We start from the raw sequence: 23204 nt of genomic DNA, 5'->3' as shown, positions 1-23204 counted from the left end.
GCGAAACGTGACCAGCCCCATCGGTTTGGGCATGCCCGAAGTACCTGCGGTCCTCGCACCGCGACGCAAGACCCGCCAGTTGATGGTCGGAAATGTCGGTGTCGGCAGCGACTATCCGGTGTCGGTGCAATCGATGTGCACCACCAAGACGCACGACGTCAACGCGACCCTCCAGCAGATCGCCGAACTCACCGCCTCCGGCTGCGACATCGTCCGTGTCGCGTGCCCGCGGCAGGAGGACGCCGACGCACTGGCGACCATCGCGAAGAAGAGCAAGATCCCGGTCATCGCCGACATCCACTTCCAGCCGCGATACATCTTCGCGGCGATCGACGCCGGTTGCGCCGCGGTGCGCGTCAACCCCGGCAACATCAAGGAGTTCGACGGCCGCGTCAAGGAGGTCGCGCAGGCGGCCGGGGACGCCGGCATCCCGATCCGGATCGGCGTCAACGCCGGTTCCCTCGACCCGCGGCTGCTGAAGAAGTACGGCAAGGCCACCCCCGAAGCGCTCGTCGAGTCCGCGCTGTGGGAGGCGAGCCTGTTCGAGGAACACGGCTTCGGCGACATCAAGATCTCCGTCAAGCACAACGACCCGGTCGTGATGGTCGAGGCGTACCGGCAGCTCGCCGCGCAGTGCGACTACCCGCTGCACCTCGGCGTCACGGAAGCCGGACCGGCCTTCCAGGGCACGATCAAGTCCGCGGTCGCGTTCGGTGCGCTGCTCTCGGAGGGCATCGGCGACACCATCCGCGTGTCGCTGTCCGCGCCGCCGGCCGAGGAGATCAAGGTCGGCACGCAGATCCTGCAGTCGCTGAATCTGCGTCCCCGCAAGCTCGAGATCGTCTCGTGCCCGTCGTGCGGCCGCGCTCAGGTCGACGTCTACACCCTGGCCAACGAGGTGTCCGCCGGTCTCGAGGGCATGGAGGTGCCGCTGCGCGTCGCCGTGATGGGCTGTGTCGTCAACGGTCCGGGCGAAGCGCGCGAAGCCGACCTCGGAGTCGCCTCCGGCAACGGCAAGGGACAGATCTTCGTCAAGGGGCAGGTCATCAAGACCGTCCCGGAGGCGCAGATCGTCGAAACCCTCATCGAGGAAGCGATGCGCATCGCCGAGGAGATGGAGGGCGACGCCGGCAGCGGCACACCCACCGTTTCGGTCGGCTGAACCTTCCGACACTCCCGATTCGGGAGTGGGTTTCCGTCGGGCCGTAGCTCATGGCAATCTGGTCGGTATCGGCAGTCGACAGGTGGTGGGCACGTGCTCAAGCTTCTTGGGGTCCGGTCGCTCGGTGGACGGGACACCGCCGCGGTGTTGCGCGTCCTCGCCCGAGACCCGGTGGCGACGTGCATGGTCACCGGCCGTGTCGAGGAGTACGGCATCGCCGGCCGCTCGGTCGGCGGTGAGATGTGGAGCCGCGGCGGGGCGGAGACCTCGCTGTGCTTCTCCGGAGCCAACCTGATCCCGCTGCTCGGGTCTCCCGACGACCTGCAGGCCTTCGCCGAACGTGCTGCCCGTGGACCGCGCCTGTGCTCGTCGGTCGTCGGCCGTGCCGAACTCGCCATGCCCATGTGGGAGCTGCTCGAGAACGCGTGGGGACCCGCCCGGGAGGTGCGCGCCGAACAGCCGCTGCTCGTCCTGGACCGCGAACCGCTCGTGACGCCCGACCCGCTCGTCCGCCGGGTGCGGCCCGAGGAGATCGACGCCTACCTGCCCGCCGCGGTGGCCATGTTCATCGAAGAGGTCGGCATCGACCCGCGTGCGGGCGACGGGGGAGTGAGCTACCGCCGTCGCGTCGCCAGCCTCATCGCGACCGGCCGCGCCTGGGCTCGGTTCGAGAACGGCGAGGTCGTGTTCAAGGCCGAGGTGGGATCGCAGTCGTCGACGGTCGGTCAGATCCAGGGCGTCTGGGTGAGCCCGGCCATGCGCAACGCCGGAATCGGATCGGCCGGCACCGCGGCGGTCGCCGCTGCGATCACCGCGGGCGGCAGGTTGCCGAGCCTGTACGTCAACAGCTTCAACATGCGGGCCCGCGCCGCGTACGCGCGTATCGGCTTCCGGCAGGTCGCCACGTTCTCCACCGTCCTGCTCGACTGAACGACTCCGCACAACGGAGACGCCCACCACGTCCGTTGCGCCTCCCCGATGTCCGGGCATCGGCCTCCTACGATGACGGGCGATGAAAGCCAGCTCAGTTCCCCGGGCGACCTCGCCCGCCCCCCGCCGTGTCCTCGTCCGGATCGTGGCGGCCTCGCTCGCCGCGGTCGCGGTCCTCGGCGGCGTCGTGGCCTGCACACCGAAACCCGCCGGACCCGAGTCGGCGGCCCAGGCATTCCTCTCGGCGTTCTCCGAGCAGGACTTCGCGACCGCCGCCGACCACACCGACCGGCCCCAGGACGCCGAGGCAGCTCTCGCCGAGACGTGGGACGGACTGCAGGCCGAATCGCTGATCGCCGAGACGACGGGCGTGCAGATCCACGGCGACGCCGCGACCGTCGACTACGCCTACGAGTGGCACCTGCCGAAGGACCGGATCTGGCAGTACACCGGGACGATGCAGATGGGACGCAGCGGCGACGACTGGATCGTGCGGTGGACCCGCTCGAACCTGCACCCGCAGCTCGGCGACCGCCAGACGATGCACCTGCGCACCAAGGCCGCGCCCCGGGCGCGCGTCAACGAACACTCGGGCGGGGACGTGCTGGTGCCCGGGACCGTGTACTCCATCTCGTTCGACGCGTCCGCGAACAGGGATGTCCTCGGTGCGGCCCGCGCTCTGTCCGCCGCTCTGACGCGGTTCGACACGTCCCTCACCGCCCAGTCCATCGCCGAATCCGCGACCGCGGCGAGCGGCCCGCTCGCCGTCATCCGGCTCGTCGCGGACGACTACGCGACCGTCTCCGACACGCTCGACGCCATCCCCGGCGTCGGCGTCGTCGAACAGGCCGATCTCGTCGCCACCGACCGCAACTTCGCCCCCGACCTGCTCGGCCAGATCAAGAAGACGGTGATCGACGAGGTCGACGGGGTCGCCGGTTGGAGTGTCGTCGTGACGAACCAGTACGGCGTCGACGTCGGTGTCCTCACGGAGACGGCTCCGCAGCCGGCGCCGTCGTTCTCCATCAGCCTGGACCGGCCGATCCAGCTGGCCGCACAGGCCGCCGTCGACGCCCGCGTCGAGCAGGCGATGACGGTCGTGATCGAGGCCTCCACCGGCGCGGTCCTCGCCGTCGCCCAGAACAAGGCCGCCGACCGGGACGGACCGGTCGCGATCGCGGGACACTACCCACCCGGATCCACGTTCAAGATCATCACGTCGGGTGCGGCGATCTCCAACGGTCTCGCCACCCCAGAAACGATGGTGCCGTGCCCGGGCCGGATCACCATCGGGGAACGCAGCGTCCCCAACTACAACGAGTTCGAACTCGGCACGGTGTCGATGGCGACGGCGTTCGCCCGCTCCTGCAACACGTCCTTCGCGAAGCTGGCCTCCGAGATGCCCGCCGATGCGCTCACGAACGCCGCCGCCGCATTCGGCATCGGACCCGAGTACGACGTCGTCGGGCTGCCGGTGTTCTCGGGATCGGTCCCGCCCGCGGAGAACGTCGTGCAGCGGGCCGAGGACGGATTCGGGCAGGGCAAGGTCGTCGTCAGCCCGTTCGCGATGGCGCTCGCCGCCGCGACCGTCGCGGCCGGCCGGACACCGGTCCCATATCTGATCAAGGGACGCGAAACGACGGTCGAGGGCGACCGCCCGGCGATCACCCCGGAGATGGTCGACGGGCTGCGCGGCATGATGCGGCTGGTGATCACCAGCGGCACCGCCGACCGCATCCGGGACCAGGGCGAGGTCTACGGCAAGACCGGTGAGGCCGAGGTCGAGGGCGGATCGCACGCGTGGTTCGTCGGCTACCGCGGGGACCTCGCGTTCGCCACGCTCGTCGTCCGGGGAGGCAGCTCCGACAACGCCGTCGCCGTCACCCGGGACATGTTCGCGGCGCTGCCGGAGGGCTACTGACCGCCCGGGCCTCGCGGCGGTTCACTTCTCGACCAGGTGTTCCGGGTCGATCGTGGGGCCGCGGCCACCCCTGCGCTTGGCCAGGAGCCAGGTGATCAGCCACAGCACGGCCCCGAGGCCGAGCAGGACCGCCGCGATCCGGTACTGCACCACGGGGCGGTCCACCAGCGGTGACACGAGGAAGATGCAGCTCGCGGCGCCGAGCACGGGGAGGACCGTCGGCGTCCGGAAGTGCGGGTGGTCGATCGGTCGGCGACGCAGCACCAGCACGCTGACGTTGACGATCGCGAAGACCATCAGCAACAACAGCGCGGTCGTGCCGCCCAGTTCCGGCACCTCGCCGACGAAGGTGACCAACCCGAACGCCAGCAGCGTCGTGAACACGATCGCGACATAGGGCGTGCGCCGCGTCGGGTGCACCCTGCCGAGCGCCGCGGGCAGCACGCCTTCGCGGGCGATCCCGTAGACCAGCCTGCTGGCCATGAGCATGTTGATCAGGGCCGTGTTCGCCACCGCGAACATGGTGATGAACGCGAAGATCCCCACCGGGAACGCCGGCGCACCCGCCTCGACCACCTTCAGCAGGGGAGTGTCCCCGGTGCCGAGTTCGACGGCCGGGACCAGCGCGATCGCGGTGACGGACACCAGCACGTAGATCAGGCCGGTGATCCCGAGTCCCAGGAGCAGCACCCGGGGGAAGATCCGGGTCGGGTTCTTGCACTCCTCGGCCATGTTCACCGAGTCCTCGAAACCGATCATCGCGAAGAACGCGAGTGCGGTGCCGGCGACGACCGCGCCGAAGACCGAGCGGTCGCCGGTGTCGACGTCGAGCACCCGCGAGAAGTCGCCCTCGCCGATCCCGAGCGCCCACATCCCGATCAGGATGATGATGAGCAGCCCGGACAGCTCCACACACGTGAGGACGATGTTCGTCTTGACGCTCTCACCGACGCCGCGCAGGTTGATCAGCGCCACCACCAGCATGAACGTCAGGCCCAACGCCGTGATGCCGATGCCCTCGCCGATATCGAGATCGAACGCCTCGACGAAGTTCGCGGAGAACGCCCGCGCCGCCGTCGACGCCGAGGTGATACCCGACGCCATGACCGTGAAGGTGACCATGTACGTCAGGAAGTGGATCCCGAAGGCCTTGTGCGTGTACAGCGCGGCGCCCGCGGCCTGCGGGTATTTGGTGACCAGTTCCAGGTAGCTGAACGCCGTGATCACCGCGACGACGAACGCGAGCACGAACGGCAGCCACACGGCGCCGCCCACCTCGTTCGCGACCCTGCCGGTCAGCGCGTAGATGCCGGTGCCGAGGATGTCGCCGACGATGAAGAGCAGCAGGAGTCCCGGCCCCATGACCCGTTTCAGCTGCGGAGACGAAGCCGTGTCCGACATAGGGAATCCTCTCCGGCCCGGAAACGGGACTGCTCAGGGCAGCAGCGACAGCCGCCGGGCGACGACGACCGCCTCGTGCCGGGTGTGCACGTCGAGCTTGCCCATCGCGCTGCGCAGATAGCTCTTCACGGTCTCCGGAGTCACCGAGAGGCGTTGCGCGATCTCGACGTTGGTGCAGCCCAGCGCCACGTGCGAGAGCACGTCGGTCTCGCGCGGGGACAGCACGATCGCGGTCGCCGGTGCCGGTGCCGGAGTGGTGGTGCCACCGCATGCCCCGGCGAGTCGGTCCGACAGCGCCCGCAACTGCTGCCGCAGACCGGAGTCGCCGACCGTCTGGGCGAGACTGCGCAGTTCGGCGTGCACTTCCCGGACTTCCGCCGTCGCCAGCGGATCGCGGTCCACGGGGCTCATCCGCGCCATCAGCGCGAGCCGCCGGTCGACCTCGTCGCGCACCGTGATCTCGTCGGAGAGACGCCGCGCAGCCTGCACGAACGCCCCCACCGCGCGATCACCCAGCGGCGCACACTCGCGGATGGCCCCGTACAGCACCGCCCGCGCGGCCCCGCCGACGAGCACCGGCACCGCGAGGATCGAGCGCAGACCCTCGCCGAGCACCGGACGATCGAAGTGGTGGGTGATCGACGACGACCGCCCGTAGTCCGCGACCGTGAGCGGCTTGGCCCGGTCCACGACCAGTCCACCGAGCCCGGCCTTCGGCGGCACGATCACTCCCTCGAGCCCGTTGGTGCGGGTACCGAGGAACTCGCTCAGCTGTAGATGGCCGCTGCGGACCTCCCCGGCGAACACGACGGAGACCTGCGCGTCGGCGGCAGTGCGTCGCAACTCGGCGCGCAGCGCGTCGCCGTCGCGGGGACGGAGGAGAGACGAGGGACCGGAAGCCGGCACGATCACCCACCCCTTTCCGGGGGTATCGAGAAGATTCTGTGACTCGGATCATAGAGGTGGCGGTACGTTCGGGTGACGCGCATCCCCGCGGCGTGCCGCCCAGACACCCCCTGTGAATGCAGACAACCCTGTGAACGCTCGACGAGGAGGACGGATCGATGGCTGCCGATTTCGCTGCCCGTGTCCGCGAACTGCTGGACCGCTACGACACCGCGGACGGATGCGCTGCGAACCTTTTGTGCGACGACCATCCCGCCGACGCTGTCGCGTTCACCGTCGTCGAGTCCGATCTCTCCTCGACCGATCTGACGTACGGGTACCTGCGCGAGCAGTCGACCCGCTTCGCGGCCGCGCTGAACGACCTCGGTGTCGAGCCCGGGGACCATGTCGCGACGCTGATGGGCAAGTCCGCCGACCTGGTCGTCGCGCTGCTCGGCATCTGGCGGCGCGGCGCCGTGCACGTGCCGCTGTTCACCGCGTTCGCGCCGCCCGCCATCGCGTTCCGGCTGCAGGCCAGCGGCGCGAAGGTCGTCGTCTCCGACGCCGACCAGCTCGGCAAGCTGGCGCCCAGCGAGGACATCCCGGCCGACGCGCCGTGGCAGATCGTCGTCGCGGGGGACTCCGGTGACGCCGGGATCGGGCTGCACTTCGCGGACCTGCTCGCCGCCCACACCGGCGACGATCCGCGCGGTGCCGCGGTCGCCGTCGGTGGCTCCGGTGGCCTCGTGCAGCTGTTCACCTCCGGCACCACCGGGACCCCGAAGGGCGTGCCGGTTCCGGTGCGGGCGCTCGCCTCGTTCCACGCGTACATGGACTTCGGCCTCGACGTGCGCCCCGACGACGTGTTCTGGAACGCCGCGGACCCCGGCTGGGCGTACGGGCTGTACTACGCGCTGCTCGGTCCCATGGCCGCCGGCCGGCGCAGCATCCTGCTGCACGCCGGGTTCTCGCCGGCGCTGACCTGGCAGGTGATGGAGAAGTTCGGCGTCACCAACTTCGCCGCCGCACCCACGGTGTACCGCAGCCTGCGGGCCGACTCCGGCGAGGGACCGCAGATCCCGCTGCGCCGCGCGTCGTCGGCCGGTGAGCCGCTGACCCCGGACGTGCTGACCTGGTCCGAGCACAAGTTCGGTGTCGTCGTCCACGACCAGTACGGGCAGACCGAGCACGGCATGTTCGTCGTCAACGCGTGGGCCGACGGACTGCGCGAGGACGTGCCGCCGCTCTCGATGGGCAAGCCGCTGCCGGGCTGGTCGGTGGCGGTGCTGAAGGAGGACAGCGACGAACTCGCGGACACGAACGAGGTCGGCCGCGTCGCGATCGACACCCAGGCCAGCCCGCTGCTGTGGTTCACCGGCTACGTCGACGCTCCGGAGAAGACCGCCGAACGCTTCAGCGAGGACGGCCGCTGGTACCTGACCGGCGACGCGGGCCGCGTCGACGAGAACGGCTTCTACTTCTTCTCCTCCCGCGACGACGACGTGATCATCATGGCGGGCTACCGGATCGGGCCGTTCGACGTGGAGAGCGTGCTCGTGATGCACGAGCAGGTGGTCGAGGCCGCGGTCGTCGGTCTGCCCGACGAGCTCCGCGGCGAGGTGCTCGAGGCGTTCGTGGTGCTGCGGGAGGGCGTCGAGGGCACCGACGAACTCGAGGCCGAGTTGCAGCAGCTGGTGAAGAAGAAGTTCGCCGCGCACGCCTACCCGCGGGCGGTGCACTTCGTGCCGCACCTGCCGAAGACCCCCAGCGGCAAGGTCCAGCGCTTCCTCCTCCGTCAGCGCTGACCCGCGTCCCGCGGGTGATGCCTCGGAGGCATCGCCCGCGGGCCGGTGGGCATATTCTGGTCGTCATGTCTGTGCGCACAGCTCTCGTTCCCGGCACGCCCACCCCCATCCGTTCGGTTCCCAAGCTCATCGAACGACCCGAGTACGTGTGGAAGCCGACCGCAAAGGAAGGCAACGAGCCGTGGGTGCAGACCCCGGAGACCATCGAGAAGATGCGCGAGGCGTGCCGGATCGCCGCGCAGGCGCTCGCCGTGGCCGGCGAGGCCGTCGCCCCCGGTGTGACCACCGACGAACTCGACCGCATCGCACACGAGTACATGTGCGACCACGGCGCCTACCCGTCGACCCTCGGCTACCGGGGCTTCACCAAGTCCTGCTGCACGTCGCTCAACGAGGTGATCTGCCACGGCATCCCCGACTCGACGGTGATCGAGGACGGCGACATCGTCAACATCGACGTCACCGCCTACATCCACGGGGTGCACGGTGACACCAACGCGACGTTCCTGGCGGGTGACGTCTCGGAGGAGCACCACCTGCTCGTCGAACGCACCCGTGAGGCGACCCAGCGGGCCATCAAGGCCGTCGCGCCCGGCCGCGCCCTGAACGTCATCGGCCGGGTCATCGAGGCGTACGCCAATCGGTTCGGATACGGCGTCGTCCGCGACTTCACCGGCCACGGCATCGGCGAGACCTTCCACAACGGCCTGGTCATCCTGCACTACGACCAGCCGTCCGTGGAGACGGTCATCGAGCCCGGCATGGTCTTCACCATCGAACCGATGATCAACCTGGGCACGCCCGACTACGAGATCTGGGACGACGGCTGGACGGTCGTCACCAAGGACCGCAAGTGGACCGCGCAGTTCGAGCACACCATCGTCGTCACCGACAGCGGATGCGAGATCCTGACACTGCCGTGACCGTGTGATCGCGTACCGTTCTGCGGCATGGAATCGACTGACGTGAGCACCGCGAGCGGCACCGTCCGGGTACGGATCGACGGACCAGAGAGCAGGCACACCGTGCTGCTGCTGCCGGGAGCGGGGGAGAGCGCCGACGTGTTCGACGCGGTGTGCGAACGCCTGCACAATTCCGACCTGCGGACGGTCGTCGCGGAAAGCATCGAAAACCTCGATGCGGCCGGGATATTCGCGCTGCTCGACGAACTGAAACTGCCGTGGGTGCACCTGGCCGGCAGCGGTGCCGGCGCGGAACTCGCCTGGTCCGTCGCAGCCGGCAGATTCGGCCGGTTCGCGAGTCTCGTCGTCGCCGACCGCGGTCACCCGGCCGTTCCCGACGCCGACGGCACCGTGCGCGACGCGTCGGCCCCTGCAGCCGAGGTGCCCACCACCGTCGTGGTCGGCAGCGGCGCGCGGCGCGCCGAGGCCGACGCATCCATGCGCTACGTCACCGGGGAGTTCCGGGTCGTCGAACTCGACGGCATCGAGAACGTCCCGGCGCAGGCTCCGGCCGAGTTCGCCTCGGCGATCGCCCTGCGTACCGGCAGCTGGTAGCGGACACGGCGGCGCCGTCCCGGCCGGACGGCGCCGCCGACGCTGTCACAGTCCGAGCAGCGCGTTCTCCACGACCTCTGGCAACGCCGGATGGATCCAGTACTGGCCCGTCGCCATCTCCCGGGCGGTCAGACCGAAACTCATCGCCTGGATCAGCGGCTGGATCACCGTCGACGCCTGCGCACCCATGACGTGCGCGCCGAGCAGCAGACCGGTCGACCTGTCCGCGATCAGCTTGCAGATGCCCTCGGTGTCCTCCATCGCCCAGCCGTACGCGACGTCCCCGTAGTTCTGGATCTTCACGGAGATGTCGTATCCCTGCGCGCGGGCCTGCTCCTCGGTGAGCCCGACCTCGGCGATCTGGGGGTCGGTGAACACCGCCGCCGGCACGAACCGGTGATCGGTGCGCCGCAGCGCCGACGTGTCGTCGCCCCACGCATCCTGCAGCAGGTTGTGCTGCACCACCCGCATCTCGTGATTGGCGACGTGCTTGAGCTGATAGGGCGACGACACGTCGCCGAGCGCGAACACATCGCGCGCGGTGGTGCGCTGGAACTCGTCGACGACGATGCGGCCCTGCTCGTCCAGTTCCAGGCCCCCGGCGGCCGCGTCGAGCAGGTCGCCGTTGGGCTGCCGTCCCACCGCGACCAGCAGCGCGTCGCCCGCGACGACCGTGCCGTCGGAGAGCACGACCTCCACGCCGTCCCCGACCGGGCGGAACTCCTTGGCCGGATTCGACAGATGCACGTCCCACTTCTCCTGCGCGATCCGCGTGAACCGCTCGGCGATGTCCGTGTCGAGGTGACGCAGAAGCCGGCTGCTGCGCGCGAGGATCGAGACCCGCACCCCGAGCGCGGAGAACACGTGCGCGAACTCCATCGCGATGAACCCGGATCCGAGGATCACCATCGACTCGGGCAGCTTCGGCAGCCGCATCACGTCGTCGTTGGTGTGGTATTTGACGCCGCTGTCGAGGACCTCCTGCGGAACGATCGGGCGGGATCCGGCCGCGACGACGACCTGATCGGCGGTGATCGTCTCGCCCGTGCCGGTGTCGAGAGTGCGCTCGCCGACGAACCGCGCGTGCCCGCCGTACACCGTGACGTTCGCGCAGTCCTCGCGCCGGTACCGTTCACCGCCGGCCGCGATCGGGTCGATCCGCCCGAACACCCGGTCGACGATGTCGTTCCAGCGCACCCCGTCGACACTCGCGTCCACGCCGTATTTCGCCGCGGTGCGGACGGTGTGCGCGACCTCGGCCGCGTACACGTACATCTTCGTCGGGATGCAGCCGACGTTGAGGCAGGTGCCGCCGAAGGTGCCCTCCTCGAGGATCGCCACCTTCTTGCCGTCGTAGCGTTCGTCGAGGATCGAATTGCCCGATCCCGTGCCGATGATCGCGAGGTCGTAATGGGTCACGCGGGGTCTCCTGCGGTTCGTGTCCGCACGTTGCCGGCGGCCGTGCGGATGTCGGCGGTGTCGTCGTTGCTGTCGTGGTTGTCCAACCCCTCCAGCCACCGGTCCAATTCCCGGAACGCCGCGGCGAGCGGACCGGGGGTGGACAGGAACACGTCGTGGCGGGCTCCGTCGATGGGCACGATCGTGGTGCGGTCGCCCAGGCAACCCGCCCAGCGCGCGATCTGCCGCACGTCGAGGACCGCGTCGACGGTGTCGATCGCGGGGTCGTACTTCGGTGCGGACCGGCTCGCCGTGGACCGGAGGATCAGCGACGGCACCCCGATGTCGAGGCCGCGATGCAGCTGCGCGTGCCCGCGCCGGACCGCCCGTAGCCAGCCGAACGTGAGCGGGAATCCCGTCAGCGGCTTCCAGTCGAGGTTGTAGTTCCAGCCGCCGGTGCGCAGGCTCATCCCGTACGTGTCGAGCTTCTTCAGTGGGATGACGTCCTTGGGCCGGATCCGCCCGAGGAGATCGATCGCGAGGGTGCCGACGTTGCGCAGATAGGACGGTCCCTGCAGGTCGAACCAGGGGCTGTTGAGGACGACCCCGCGGATTCCGGCGCCCGCGGTACCGCCTGGACGCTTGTTCAGCCGGTCGAGCCACAACGGCAACACCAGCCCGCCCGTCGAATGCGCGACCAGCAGCACATCCCCGCCGGTCTCGGCCCGCACGATCCGCAACGCCTCCTCGAGCTCGGCGGCGTAGTACGAGAGGTCGGTGACGAAGTGCGGAGTGTGGCCCGGGGCGCGTGAACGGCCGCATTTGCGCAGGTCCAGCGCGAAGAACCGGTACCCCTGCGCCGCGAAGTGCTCCGCGAGGTGCTGCTGGAAGAAGTAGTCGGTGAACCCGTGCACGTAGAGCACCGCTCGGCGCGGAGCGTCGCCGGCGGGCTGATAGCGGACCAGGGTCGCGCTGATTTCACCTTCCCCGTCGGGATCGGTGCCGAGGGGGAGAACGAGCTGCTGATAGCCGTCACCGAGGATGTCGGGCTGCCAAGTAGTCACTATCACACTGTATTGGTGTTCATGCCGGATCGTGGTCGGGGCACAATTGGGGGGAAGGAAACGCCGAGCGACGTGCGGGTAACCTATTCGTCGCAGTCGGCGCGGCTGTGGTGGTTCCCAGATCCGGTTCGTGATCGAACGGAAGTGGAGCGGGACCACGGACGTGCACGGGACACCCTCGCGACGCGATCCCTGCGGATTCTGCGGCGCGTGCGAACAGACAAGGAAGTCGATCCTCCAGTGTCAGACAACGTGTTAGAGGCGAAGACCGATGTAGTGCTCATCGGCGCGGGCATCATGAGCGCTACCCTCGGTGCGCTGCTCCGCCAGTTGCAGCCCGACTGGTCGATCACCGCTTTCGAGCGGCTCGACGCCGCTGCCGCGGAGAGCAGCGACCCCTGGAACAACGCCGGTACCGGCCACTCCGCGCTGTGTGAGCTGAACTACACCCCGGCCAAGGCCGACGGCACCGTCGACATCACCAAGGCGATCAACGTCAACGAGCAGTTCCAGGTCTCGCGCCAGTTCTGGGCCTACGCCGTCGACAACGGGATCCTGTCCGACCCCAAGGACTTCATCAACCCGATTCCGCACGTCAGCTTCGTGCACGGCGCCGACGACGTGAAGTACCTGCGCGCCCGCTACGACGCGCTGGCCGGCCACCCGCTGTTCGCGGGCATGGAGTACTCCGAGAGCCCCGAGCTGTTCTCCGAGCGTCTCCCGCTCATGGCCGCGGGCCGTGACTTCTCCGACCCGGTGGCCCTCAACTGGACCTCGACCGGTACGGACGTCGACTTCGGTGCCCTCACCAAGCAGCTCATCAACAACGTCGCCGCCTCCGGGGGCACGGTGTTCTTCGGTCACGAGGTGACCAACCTGTCGAAGCAGTCCGACGGCAGCTGGATCGTCAAGGTCCGCAACCGCCGGACGGGCGAGAGCCGCAAGGTCAACGCCAAGTTCGTCTTCGTCGGCGCCGGCGGCGGTGCCCTGCACCTGCTGCAGAAGTCGGGGATCAGCGAAGCCAAGGGCTTCGGCGGCTTCCCCGTCTCCGGTGCGTTCCTGCGCTGCACCAACCCCGACGTCATCGCGCAGCACAGCGCGAAGGTGTACGGCAAGGCCGCCGTGGGTGCGCCCCCGATGTCGGTTCCGCACCTCGACACCCGCGTCATCGGCGGCAAGCAGGGCCTGCTGTTCGGCCCCTACGCCGGCTGGTCGCCGAAGTTCCTCAAGCAGGGCGGCGTCCTGGACCTGCCGAAGTCGGTCAAGCCCAACAACATCATGTCGATGCTCGGCGTCGGCGCCACCGAACTCGGCCTGGTCAAGTACCTGGTCGGCGAGCTCACCCAGTCGCCCCGCGACCGGATCGTCACCCTCTCCGAGTTCGCGCCCAACGCCAAGCTCGAGGACTGGGAGCTGATCGTCGCCGGTCAGCGCGTCCAGGTCATCCGGCGCAAGGGCATCGGCGGTGTCCTCGAGTTCGGCACCGCCGTGGTCAGCGCCGGTGACGGCACCATCGCCGGTCTGCTCGGTGCCTCCCCGGGCGCCTCGACCGCCGTGCCCGCGATGCTCGACGTTCTCGAACGCTGCTTCCCGAAGCAGTGGACCGGCTGGCAGGGCAAGCTTCACGAGATGGTGCCGTCCCTCGGCACGAAGCTGTCCGACGATCAGGCGCTGTTCGACAAGGTGTGGCAGTGGAGCACCAAGTCGCTGCAGCTCGACGTCACCTCCGTGGCGGAGACCACCGCCCCGATCGAGCCCGCGTCGGTCTGATCCGACCGTCACGACCCGACCCCGTCACAGGCCGGCCCGCACGCCGCGGACCGGCCTGTGTCACGAGGCCAACCAGAAGTGGGGAACCCGGTGCCTACCAATCCTGCAGACGAGTCGTCCACCAACGGGGCAGACGAGTCCAGCTACCTCGTCGGCCTGAATCTGTCCGGTCGCCGGGTCGTCGTGGTCGGCGGAGGTTCTGTCGCCCAGCGGCGGCTCGGACTGCTCGTCGCATCGGGTGCCGCGGTGCACGTCGTCACCCGTGAGGCGACGCCCGCCGTCGAGAGCATGGCCACCAAGGGCCACATCACCCTGGAACTGCGCGACTACCGCGACGGTGATCTCGAGGGCGCCTGGTACGCCATGGCCTGCACGAACGAGCCGGAGACGAACGCGGCGGTCGTCGCCGAAGCCGAACGCAACCGCATCTTCTGCGTGCGCGCCGACAACGCCCGCCGCGGCAGCGCCGTCACCCCGGCCACCGCGACCTACGACGGTCTGTCCATCGGTGTCCTCGCCGGCGGCGACCACCGCCGGTCCGCGGCGGTGCGCACCTCGATCCGGGAATCCCTCGCCGGGGGCGCCGCTGTCGCCGACACCGCGCCGGCCCCGGTCGGGGTCGCGCTCGTCGGCGGCGGCCCGGGCGACCCGGATCTGATCACCGTGCGCGGTCGCCGCCTGCTCGGTCGCGCCGACGTGGTCGTCGCCGACCACCTGGCCCCGCAGGAACTGCTCGACGAACTCGGCCCGCACGTCGAGGTCATCGACGCGTCGAAGCTGCCCTACGGCCGGGCGATGGCGCAGCAGGCCATCAACGAAACCCTGATCGACCGGGCCAAGGCCGGCAAGTTCGTCGTGCGCCTCAAGGGCGGCGACCCGTACGTCTTCGGCCGCGGCTTCGAGGAACTGCAGGCCTGTGCCGCCGCGGGCGTCCCGGTCACGGTCGTTCCCGGTATCACCAGCGCGATCGCGGTGCCGTCGGCGGCCGGCGTTCCCGTCACCCATCGCGGGGTCACGCACGAATTCGTGGTGGTCAGCGGACACGTCGCCCCCGACCATCCGGACTCGCTGACCGATTGGTCGGCACTTGCGAAGCTGCGCGGCACGCTGGTGCTGCTCATGGCAGTCGAACGTATCCAGCAGTTCGCCGACGCCCTGCTCGCCGGGGGCCGTCCCGCGGACACACCGGTCGTCGTCGTGCAGGAAGGCACGCGCCGTACCCAGCGCGTTCTGCGCGCCGAGCTGCAGACCGTCGCGGCGCGAGTGCGCGACGAGCAGATCCGGCCGCCCGCGATCATCGTGATCGGACCGGTCGCCGGTCTCACCGCGGATTCCGAGTGAATCGGATGCTGGGTAACGTCGACGCCGTGCCGGACCCCTCGAACGCCGCCCGTTCCGCGACCGCCCGGGCTCTCGGCGCGGCCATGCTCGTCCTGAGCGGGCTGCAGTTGATGGTCGTGCTCGACGGCACGGTCGCGAACCTGGCGCTCGCGCCGCTGCAGGCCGACCTGGGACTGTCCGACGCCGGGCGCAACTGGGTACTCACCTCGTACGCGCTGGCGTTCGGCGGTCTGATGCTGCTCGGTGGCCGGCTGGGCGACAGCTTCGGCCGCAAACGCATGTTCGTCGCCGGGGTCGGCCTGTTCACCCTCGCGTCGTTGCTGTGTGGCCTCGCGACCGGCGAGGCCATGCTCATCGCGGCCCGCGCGTTGCAGGGCGTCGGCGCCGCAGTCGCGTCGCCGACCGCGCTCGCCCTGGTCGCGACGACGTTCGCGCCGGGCCCCGCCCGCAACCGCGCAATCGCGGTGTTCGCGGCGATGACCGGCGTCGGCTCGATCGCCGGACTGATCCTCGGCGGCGCGCTCACACAGGTGTCCTGGCGCTGGATCTTCCTCATCAACGTTCCCATCGGTGTGCTCATCGCCGTCGCCGCGACCCTGGTGCTGCGGGAAACCGCGACCGAGCGCCTCGCGCTCGACGTGCCCGGCGCGGTGCTGGCAACCCTCGGCTGCACCGGTGTGGTGTTCGGTCTGAGCGAGGGACCCGAGATGGGCTGGGGCAGCCCGGTCGTGATCGGGGCGCTCATCGGTGGTGTCGTGGTCCTCGGGCTGTTCCTGCTCGTGGAGCGGCGCGCCGAGAACCCGCTGCTGCCGTTCGTGCTGTTCCGCGACCGTGACCGGGTCGCCACTTTCGTGGCGATCTTCTTCGCGGGGTCGGTGATGTTCTCGCTGGCCGCGTTCGTGGCGCTGTTCGTGCAGGACATCCTCGGTTACACCCCGCTGCAGGCGGGTCTGGCGTTCGTGCCGTTCGCGTTCGGTCTCGGCGGTGCCGCAGCGGTCGCCTCGAAGCTCGTCGTCCGGGTGCAGCCGCGCTGGCTGGTGGTCGCGGGCGCGCTGATCATGAGTGTGAGCCTGCTCTTCGGCTCGACCATGGACGAGACGGTGCAGTACCTGCCGACCCTGTTCGTGCTGGTGCTCGTCGTCGGGTTCGGCGTCGGACTGGCGTCCGTGCCGCTGCCACTGTGCGCGATCGCCGGGGTCGGTACCCACGAGATCGGGCCGCTGTCGGCGATCGCCCAGGTCGCGCAGACCCTCGGCGGTCCGATCGGCTTGGCCGTGATCGGGGCGATGGCCACGTCGCGGACCATGTCGCTGGGCGGGACGTCCGGTGCGGTCGCCGACATGACCGAGGCGCAGCTGTCCGCGCAGGGCGCCGGCTACATGTTCGCCCTGGTCGGCTGCGCCGTGTGCGCGGTGATCACCGGTATCGCCGCGCTGTTCATCCGGTTCAGCCCGCAGCAGGTCGCGCAGGCACAGGAAGCCGAGAAGGCCGCCCAGAACGCCTGAGGCGGGCCGCCGTCACGCCACGCGGGCCCGCTGCGGCTCCACCGCGGTGGAGGCCGGGATCGGCGCCTGCGGGCCCGTGGCGCGGCGGCGCCGGATTGCCTTCTCGGCCTCGATCACGATCGGCACGACGACCGACAGTCCGATGCACGCGAGCCACTGGCCACCGGTCAGCGAGGTCGTCATCAGCAGCCGCTGCAGGAAGTCGAGTTCGACGGCGAGCACGGTGATGACCGTCGGGATCGCCAGGATCTTCACGGCTCCCAGAATGGGCGCTGCCAGGCCCGTGTCCGGATCACGCCGCATCACCAGCCCACCGAGGATCGACCCGAACGACATGACCACGAACGCCATCGTCATGGGCACGTTCGCGACGGTCGAACTCATCTCACCGGGCGCCAGCAACAGCGCGGCCAGCGCGACCGCGAACTCGACGGCGCCGTAGAAGACCCACTGCCACACGGCGAGCGGATTGGTGATCGGCACGGCCGGGTCGCGCGGTGGCTTGTTCATCAGGTTCGGCGGTGCGGGGTCGTGCATGATCACGATGACCGGGAACAGGGTGATGAAGAAGTTCTGGAACAGCACCATCAGCGGCGTGAGCGCGACACCGTCGTTGATATCGAACACGCTCGCGACCAGGAACAACAGGATCAGCGAGAACAGTTTCGCCATCTGGCAGCGGATGAACGCGACGATCTTGTCGTAGATGCTGCGCCCGAGGCTGATCGCGGTCACCAGCGTCCCGAAGTTGTCGTCGGTGAGGATCATGTTCCCGGCCTGCTTCGTGACCTCGCTGCCCGACCCCATCGCGACACCCACGTCGGCCTGCTTGAGGGCTGCCGCGTCGTTGACGGCGTCGCCGGTCATCGCGACGATCGCGCCGCCACGCTGCATGAGTTCGGCCAGGCGCAGCTTGTCCTGCGGGGTGACCCGGCCGAAGACGTGAAGGTTCGGCAGCGCCGCGGCCAGTTCGTCGTCGGACAGCGCCTGCAGTTCCGGACCGCTGATCGCGCCCGGACCGAGGCCGAGTTCGGCACCGATCGCGGACGCGGTGATCGCATGGTCGCCGGTGATCATGCGCACCTCGATGCCCGCGGCGTGCGCGGTGCGCACGGCCTCCACGGCCTCGGGCCGCAGCGGATCGATGATGCCCACCATGCCGACGAACGTCAGGTCCTCGACGAACGACATCGGATCGGCGATCACCTCGCTCTCCCGGCCCGGCAGCAGGCGCGCCGCGAACGCCAGCACCCGCAGCCCCTTCTCCGACATGCTGCGGTTGGCCGCGAGGATCTGGTCGCGCATCACGTCCATCGGTTCCGGCCCGGTCTCGGTGAACGCCGTCGAGCAGCGTGCCAGCACCACGTCCGGCCCGCCCTTGACCAGTTCGACGAACGTGTCGCCGCCGTCCAGCGGCAGCCGGTGGAAGGTCGCCATGAACTTGTACGCCGAATCGAACGGCACCTCCGCGACGCGCGGGTAGGCGCGCCGGGTCTCCTCCGCGTCGACGCCGAGCTTCGCGGCCAGCACCACCAGCGCCGCCTCGGTGGGATCACCGACGACGACTCCGCTGTCGGACACGGTGGCGTCGCTGTCGAGGCACAGCCCGTACGCCAGCCGCGTGAAGTCGGGAACCTCCGCACCGGCGACGTGCCGCACCGCACCTGTCTTGGCGTAGCCCTCGCCCTCGACGGTGAACCAGCGCCCGTGGAAGTACAGCGACCGGACCGTCATCTGGTTCATGGTGAGGGTGCCGGTCTTGTCGGAGTTGATCGCGCTGGTCGCGCCGAGCGTCTCGACGTCGTTGAGGTTCTTGACGACGGCCTTTGCGTCGGCCAGTTGCTTGGCGCCGTACGACAGCATCGACTGCACGAACGTCGGCAGGCCTGTCGGGATGGCCGAGATGGCCATCGAGATGCCCAGCAGCAGAACCGTGGTGACGCTTTGGCCGCGCAGCAGCCCGATCACCACGATGACCGCGACCGCACCCCAGGCGACGATGCCCAGCACCTTGGTCAGCGAACCCAGTTCGCGCTGCAGCGGAGACTTCTTCGGAGCCACCGCCGACAGCATCGACGCGATGCGACCCATCTGGGTCTGCATCCCCGTCTCGGTCACCACCATCGTCGCGGTGCCGCGGGTGACCGAGGTGTTCTGGAACAGCATGTTGCTGCGGTCGCCGAGCGTCACGTCGGGGGAGTCGAGGGTCGTCACATCCTTCGCGACGGGAGCACTCTCCCCGGTCAGCGCCGCTTCCTGGGTCTCGAGCGTGGCGGAGACGAGGATCCGTCCGTCCGCCGGCACCAGATCGCCGGCCTCCAGGTTGACGATGTCGCCCGGTACGAGCTCGGTGGAGGGGATCGCGGCCAGGGTGCCGTTGCGGGTCACCCGGGCCTGCGGCACCTGCATCTTCGCCAGCGCATCCACGCTGGCCCGGGCCTTCAACTCCTGGCGGGTCCCCAGCACGACGTTGAGCACCACCAGGCCGGCGACCGTGAGCGCCACGGGAATCTGGCCGATGACCACGCTGACGACGACGACCGCCACCAGCATCACATTCATCGGATCGGTGAGCTGGAGAAGCGCGACAGCCCAGATCGACGGGGGGGGTTCGGAGGCGATGACGTTGGCGCCGTAGCGGGCGCGACGCTCCTCCACGGCGGCGCTGGTCAGCCCGGACGACTCGTCGGTCGACAGCGCCGCCACCACGTCCGCGGGGCTCAGGGCGTGCCACGCGCGCGCGTCGTCGGGGGAGTCGGGGGCCCGGGTGTCACCGGATACGGATCTTTGACCGAGCATGCTCGCGGACCTCCTCGTTCCGGTGCGGCGCATCGTCAGTAGGGTGTGGGAATCCAGTCGACGACCACGCCGGGATCGCGATAACCGCCCGGTTTCTGTCGTTCGGGCAGCGTGACGGCGGGAAGCTCCAGCGGCTCGTAGGGCACCCGGCTGAGCAGGTGGCTGATGATGTTGAGCCGGCCGCGTTTCTTGTCGTCGTTGATCGCGACGTGCCACGGCGACCATCCGGTGTGCGTGAGCCGGAACATCTCGTCGCGGGCCCGCGAGTAGTCGTACCAGCGGCTGTACGACTCGAGGTCCATCGGCGACAGCTTCCAGATCTTGCGCGGATCGTCGATGCGGCTCTGCAGCCGCAACGTCTGCTGCTCCTGGCTCACCTCGAGCCAGTACTTGATCAGGATGATCCCGGACTGCTGGATCGCGCGTTCGACCGCCGGGACGAGCTGCAGGAACTGGTCGGTCTGCTCCTGGGTGCAGAACCCCAGGACGGGCTCGACGCCGGCGCGGTTGTACCAGCTGCGGTCGAAGATGACGACCTCACCCGCCGCGGGCAGGTGCGGCATGTACCGCTGGAAGTACATCTGCGACTTCTCCCGCTCGGTCGGGGCGGGCAGCGCCACGACGCGGAAGACGCGGGGGCTCACGCGTTCCGTGATCGCCTTGATGACACCGCCTTTCCCCGCGGTGTCCCGGCCCTCGAACAGGATGCACACCTTCGCACCGGTTGATCTGACCCATTCCTGCATCGCGACGAGTTCGGCGTGCAGCGACTTCAGGTGCTGCCGGTACTCCTTGTTCTTCATCGGCGGTAGGTCGGGAGCGCCACCGGTCGGCGGTGGGCGCAGTTCACCCGTGTGGGTGCGGGAATCGGTCCCCGCCTCGTGCCCTGCCTTGCTTCCCTTGGACTTCTTCCCCATGGGCGCTCCCGGGTCGGCCGTCGAGACCAGAACTATACGGCAGGACCAGCGGTTTCGGCGGAAAACTCAGGTCAGCACGATCAGCTCGGTGGGCGACGCGACCTCGACCCGCAGACCGGCTTTCGCGGCCACCCGCGCCACGGACCTGACGTCGGACGGTTCCGCGCGGGTGAGTACCAGCGCCCGGGCCAGCAGACCCTTGTGGTGCTTGTTGAAGTGGCTCACGACCTTGCGGGTGCCGTCGGGCTGTTCGGTGAGCACGGTCGCGGTCACCGCGCCGGGCACCGGACCGAGCTGCTGGTAGACCCCCGACCGCAGGTCGACGACGAGATCGCCGGCGGCCTCGGCCACCAGCGCGTCGGTCAGTTCCGGTTTCCACAGCGCCTGAAGGGTGCCGAAGCCCGGCAGCTTGGAGCCGCCCGAGAGCCGGTAGGCGGGAATGGGATCGCCCGCGCGCACCGCACCGAACAGCGCCGACCCCATCGCGAGCCGTCGGTATGCCTTCTCGCGCTGCACCCGGGTGAACGACGACGCGTCGAGCGCATCGAACAGCACCCCGGTGTATCGCTCGAGCGCGGGCCGGGTCGCCGAGACCCACAGCTTGGCGTTGCGTTCGATCTCGTCGGCCTGGGTGGCGCCGAGACCGAGGGCCCGCATCGACGCTTCGCTGTCGGCGGCCAGATCCACCAGCGCCTGGACGAGCATCTCGCGCGTGTCGGTGAGCTGAGGCATCGACAGCTCGCCCAGATCGAGGGGCGCGCCGTTGCCGCCGTCGGACTTGGTTTCGGAAGGAGGCAGAAGCACCAGCACAACCGGTAACCGTACCGAGGCCGGTTCCGGGCCTGCGGGTAGGCTGCCACTCCGTGATCACCCGCATGTCGCATCTGTTTCTCCGCACGCTCCGCGACGACCCGGCCGATGCCGAGGTCGCCAGCCACAAACTGCTCGTTCGCGCAGGCTACGTGCGGCGCATCGCGCCGGGCGTCTACTCGTGGCTGCCGCTGGGCCTGAAGGTGCTGCGGCAGGTCGAGCGCGTCGTGCGCGAGGAGATGAACGCCATCGGCGCGCAGGAGATCTCGCTGCCGGCGCTGCTGCCGCGCGATCCCTACGAGACCACCAACCGGTGGACCGAGTACGGCGACGGCCTGTTCCGGCTGCAGGACCGCAAGGGCGGCGACTACCTGCTCGGACCCACCCACGAGGAGATGTTCGCGCTCACCGTCAAGGGCGAATACAACTCCTACAAGGACTTCCCGGTCACCCTGTACCAGATCCAGACGAAGTACCGCGACGAGGAACGACCCCGCGCCGGCATCCTGCGCGGCCGCGAATTCGTCATGAAGGACTCCTACAGCTTCGACCTCACCGACGAGGGGCTGACCCGGTCCTACCAGGCCCACCGCGACGCCTACGAGCGGATCTTCGCGCGGCTCGGTGTGAAGTACGTGATCGTCTCCGCGACGTCCGGGGCGATGGGCGGCAGCGCGTCGGAAGAGTTCCTCGCCGAGTCCGACGCCGGTGAGGACACCTACGTGCGCTGCCTCGAATCCGGCTACGCCGCGAACGTCGAGGCGGTGAAGACGCTCGCGCCGGAGCCGATCCCGTTCGACGGCCTGCCCGACGCCGTGGTGCACGACACCCCGGACACCCCGACGATCGAATCCCTCGTCGCCTCCGCCTCGCAAGTCCTCGGGCGTGAGGTCACCGCGGCCGAGACCCTCAAGAACATCCTCGTGAAGGTCCGGCAGCCGGGCGGCGATTGGGAACTGCTCGGCATCGGCATCCCCGGCGACCGGGAGGTCGACGACAAGCGCCTGGAAGCCTCGCTCGAACCCGCCGAGGTCGAGTTGCTCGGCGAGTCCGACTTCACCGCCAACCCCTTCCTCGTCAAGGGCTACATCGGCCCGAAGGCGTTGCTGGACAACGGTGTTCGCTACCTCGTCGACCCGCGCGTGGTGGACGGCACGAGCTGGATCACCGGCGCCGACGAAGAAGGAAAGCACGTCTTCGGGCTCGTCGCCGGCCGCGACTTCACCCCCGACGGCACCATCGAGGCTGCAGAGGTCCGCGACGGGGACCCGTCGCCGGACGGCGCCGGCCCGCTCGTCTCGGCGCGCGGCATCGAAATCGGCCACGTCTTCCAGCTCGGCCGCAAGTACACCGACGCGTTCGCGGTCGACGTCCTCGGCGAGAACGGCAAGCCGGTGCGCCCCACCATGGGCTCGTACGGCGTCGGCGTCTCCCGCCTGGTCGCGGTGATCGCCGAACAGCAACACGACGACAAGGGCCTGCGCTGGCCTGCCGAGGTCGCGCCGTTCGGGGTGCACCTGGTCATCGCGAACAAGGACGACGCGGCCCGCGAGGGCGCCGAGGGCCTGGCCGCCGATCTCGACAAGGCGGGCGTCGAGGTTCTGCTCGACGACCGCAAGGCGTCGCCGGGTGTGAAGTTCAAGGACTCCGAACTGCTGGGTGTGCCGCTCGTCGTCGTCGTCGGACGCGGATGGGCCGAAGGCAACGTCGAGCTGCGTGACCGCTTCACCGGCGAATCCCGCGAAGTGCCGGTCGAGTCGGCGCTGCAGGAGATCCTCGCGGCCGTGCGCGGCTGATCCCTCTCCTTCGGCTCTCGCCTTCAGCCGAGCGAACGTACCGTTCGCTCGGCTGACGGGCTGTTGCGAAATAGCCGAAGGTCCGCGACCGCGAACCACAGCGCCGGTCCCGGGGCGGGGTCTCCCGCCCCGGGACCACCGCTTCACACGACGGCCGGCAACCCGCCCCCACCCACCATGGTG

The 23204-nt window shown here is 69.4% G+C and carries 17 protein-coding genes; 10 read left to right on the top strand and 7 right to left on the bottom strand.

From position 1 onward, the window contains the following. The first annotated feature begins 7 nt into the window (after positions 1 to 7). From ispG to M1M07_RS05190, 3 genes are all read left to right on the top strand, one after another. Positions 8 to 1162: a flavodoxin-dependent (E)-4-hydroxy-3-methylbut-2-enyl-diphosphate synthase gene (ispG, locus tag M1M07_RS05200; RefSeq protein ID WP_197255472.1), complete on the top strand. Its 1155-nt coding sequence runs from the start codon at positions 8 to 10 to the stop codon at positions 1160 to 1162. Between the two features lie 93 nt (positions 1163 to 1255). Continuing rightward, on the top strand, positions 1256 to 2092 hold the full coding sequence (locus tag M1M07_RS05195) for a GNAT family N-acetyltransferase (protein WP_197255470.1): 837 nt from the start codon (positions 1256 to 1258) through the stop codon (positions 2090 to 2092). 82 nt (positions 2093 to 2174) lie between these two features. Continuing rightward, positions 2175 to 4013 (top strand): penicillin-binding transpeptidase domain-containing protein, encoded by a 1839-nt coding sequence (locus M1M07_RS05190; RefSeq protein ID WP_197255468.1) that lies wholly within the window; start codon positions 2175 to 2177, stop codon positions 4011 to 4013. Between the two features lie 21 nt (positions 4014 to 4034). On the opposite strand, the gene M1M07_RS05185 is transcribed toward M1M07_RS05190, so the two are convergent. Further along, entirely contained in the window at positions 4035 to 5414 is a 1380-nt protein-coding gene (locus M1M07_RS05185; RefSeq protein WP_248673491.1) for an APC family permease, read from the bottom strand. 33 nt (positions 5415 to 5447) lie between these two features. Further along, complete coding sequence (locus M1M07_RS05180; RefSeq protein ID WP_248673559.1) at positions 5448 to 6323, bottom strand: LuxR C-terminal-related transcriptional regulator; 876 nt, start codon at positions 6321 to 6323, stop codon at positions 5448 to 5450. Positions 6324 to 6478: 155 nt separating this feature from the next. Between M1M07_RS05180 and M1M07_RS05175 the strand changes: the two genes are divergently transcribed. The 3 genes from M1M07_RS05175 to M1M07_RS05165 all read left to right on the top strand — a co-directional run bounded on the left by M1M07_RS05175 (position 6479) and on the right by M1M07_RS05165 (position 9621). Further along, complete coding sequence (locus M1M07_RS05175) at positions 6479 to 8104, top strand: AMP-binding protein (RefSeq protein ID WP_197255464.1); 1626 nt, start codon at positions 6479 to 6481, stop codon at positions 8102 to 8104. Between the two features lie 65 nt (positions 8105 to 8169). Next, a complete protein-coding gene (gene map, locus M1M07_RS05170) occupies positions 8170 to 9027 on the top strand; it encodes a type I methionyl aminopeptidase (RefSeq protein WP_248673490.1) in 858 nt (285 codons plus the stop codon). Between the two features lie 27 nt (positions 9028 to 9054). Then, a complete protein-coding gene (locus M1M07_RS05165) occupies positions 9055 to 9621 on the top strand; it encodes an alpha/beta fold hydrolase (protein ID WP_248673489.1) in 567 nt (188 codons plus the stop codon). A gap of 45 nt (positions 9622 to 9666) precedes the next feature. Here M1M07_RS05165 and mtr read toward each other — a convergent pair whose 3' ends face one another. Beyond that, the gene (gene mtr / locus M1M07_RS05160) at positions 9667 to 11040 is read right to left on the bottom strand and encodes a mycothione reductase (RefSeq protein ID WP_197255458.1); all 1374 of its coding nucleotides are present in this window, start codon (positions 11038 to 11040) and stop codon (positions 9667 to 9669) included. Further along, positions 11037 to 12083 carry an alpha/beta hydrolase gene (locus tag M1M07_RS05155; RefSeq protein ID WP_248673488.1) on the bottom strand — a complete coding sequence of 349 codons (1047 nt, stop codon included), beginning with the start codon at positions 12081 to 12083 and terminating at the stop codon, positions 11037 to 11039. Before M1M07_RS05155 ends, mtr begins: the two co-directional genes overlap by 4 nt. Positions 12084 to 12323: 240 nt before the next feature. On the opposite strand from M1M07_RS05155, the gene mqo reads away from it, so the two are divergent. The 3 genes from mqo to M1M07_RS05140 all read left to right on the top strand — a co-directional run bounded on the left by mqo (position 12324) and on the right by M1M07_RS05140 (position 16699). After that, positions 12324 to 13853: a malate dehydrogenase (quinone) gene (mqo, locus tag M1M07_RS05150; RefSeq protein ID WP_308200776.1), complete on the top strand. Its 1530-nt coding sequence runs from the start codon at positions 12324 to 12326 to the stop codon at positions 13851 to 13853. Positions 13854 to 13943: 90 nt separating this feature from the next. Beyond that, positions 13944 to 15194 carry a uroporphyrinogen-III C-methyltransferase gene (gene cobA / locus M1M07_RS05145; protein ID WP_197255454.1) on the top strand — a complete coding sequence of 417 codons (1251 nt, stop codon included), beginning with the start codon at positions 13944 to 13946 and terminating at the stop codon, positions 15192 to 15194. A gap of 83 nt (positions 15195 to 15277) precedes the next feature. Further along, entirely contained in the window at positions 15278 to 16699 is a 1422-nt protein-coding gene (locus tag M1M07_RS05140) for an MFS transporter (RefSeq protein WP_231611331.1), read from the top strand. 12 nt (positions 16700 to 16711) lie between these two features. Here the strand turns inward: M1M07_RS05140 and M1M07_RS05135 are convergent, their stop codons facing one another. From M1M07_RS05135 to yaaA, 3 genes are all read right to left on the bottom strand, one after another. Continuing rightward, on the bottom strand, positions 16712 to 19498 hold the full coding sequence (locus M1M07_RS05135; protein WP_248673487.1) for a cation-translocating P-type ATPase: 2787 nt from the start codon (positions 19496 to 19498) through the stop codon (positions 16712 to 16714). Positions 19499 to 19533: 35 nt separating this feature from the next. Further along, positions 19534 to 20415 carry a polyphosphate kinase 2 gene (ppk2, locus tag M1M07_RS05130; protein WP_197255449.1) on the bottom strand — a complete coding sequence of 294 codons (882 nt, stop codon included), beginning with the start codon at positions 20413 to 20415 and terminating at the stop codon, positions 19534 to 19536. Between the two features lie 66 nt (positions 20416 to 20481). Beyond that, a complete protein-coding gene (yaaA, locus tag M1M07_RS05125) occupies positions 20482 to 21225 on the bottom strand; it encodes a peroxide stress protein YaaA (RefSeq protein WP_197255447.1) in 744 nt (247 codons plus the stop codon). A gap of 53 nt (positions 21226 to 21278) precedes the next feature. On the opposite strand from yaaA, the gene M1M07_RS05120 reads away from it, so the two are divergent. Beyond that, complete coding sequence (locus M1M07_RS05120; RefSeq protein WP_248673486.1) at positions 21279 to 23021, top strand: proline--tRNA ligase; 1743 nt, start codon at positions 21279 to 21281, stop codon at positions 23019 to 23021. The last annotated feature ends 183 nt before the right edge of the window (positions 23022 to 23204 follow it).

Origin of the sequence: Rhodococcus sp. HM1, assembly GCF_023218075.1 — a bacterium.
GTDB lineage: Bacteria > Actinomycetota > Actinomycetes > Mycobacteriales > Mycobacteriaceae > Rhodococcus.
This window is presented reverse-complemented; position numbering and strand designations above follow the sequence as displayed.

Excerpts from the sequence above, each read along its gene's own strand:
- map (WP_248673490.1), top strand. The coding sequence starts at position 8,170 with ATGTCTGTGCGCACAGCTCTCGTTCCCGGCACGCCCACCCCCATCCGT.
- M1M07_RS05165 (WP_248673489.1), top strand. The coding sequence starts at position 9,055 with ATGGAATCGACTGACGTGAGCACCGCGAGCGGCACCGTCCGGGTACGG.
- M1M07_RS05175 (WP_197255464.1), top strand. The coding sequence starts at position 6,479 with ATGGCTGCCGATTTCGCTGCCCGTGTCCGCGAACTGCTGGACCGCTAC.
- ppk2 (WP_197255449.1), bottom strand. The coding sequence starts at position 20,415 with ATGGGGAAGAAGTCCAAGGGAAGCAAGGCAGGGCACGAGGCGGGGACC.
- M1M07_RS05185 (WP_248673491.1), bottom strand. The coding sequence starts at position 5,414 with ATGTCGGACACGGCTTCGTCTCCGCAGCTGAAACGGGTCATGGGGCCG.
- M1M07_RS05190 (WP_197255468.1), top strand. The coding sequence starts at position 2,175 with ATGAAAGCCAGCTCAGTTCCCCGGGCGACCTCGCCCGCCCCCCGCCGT.
- M1M07_RS05140 (WP_231611331.1), top strand. The coding sequence starts at position 15,278 with ATGCTCGTCCTGAGCGGGCTGCAGTTGATGGTCGTGCTCGACGGCACG.
- M1M07_RS05135 (WP_248673487.1), bottom strand. The coding sequence starts at position 19,498 with ATGCTCGGTCAAAGATCCGTATCCGGTGACACCCGGGCCCCCGACTCC.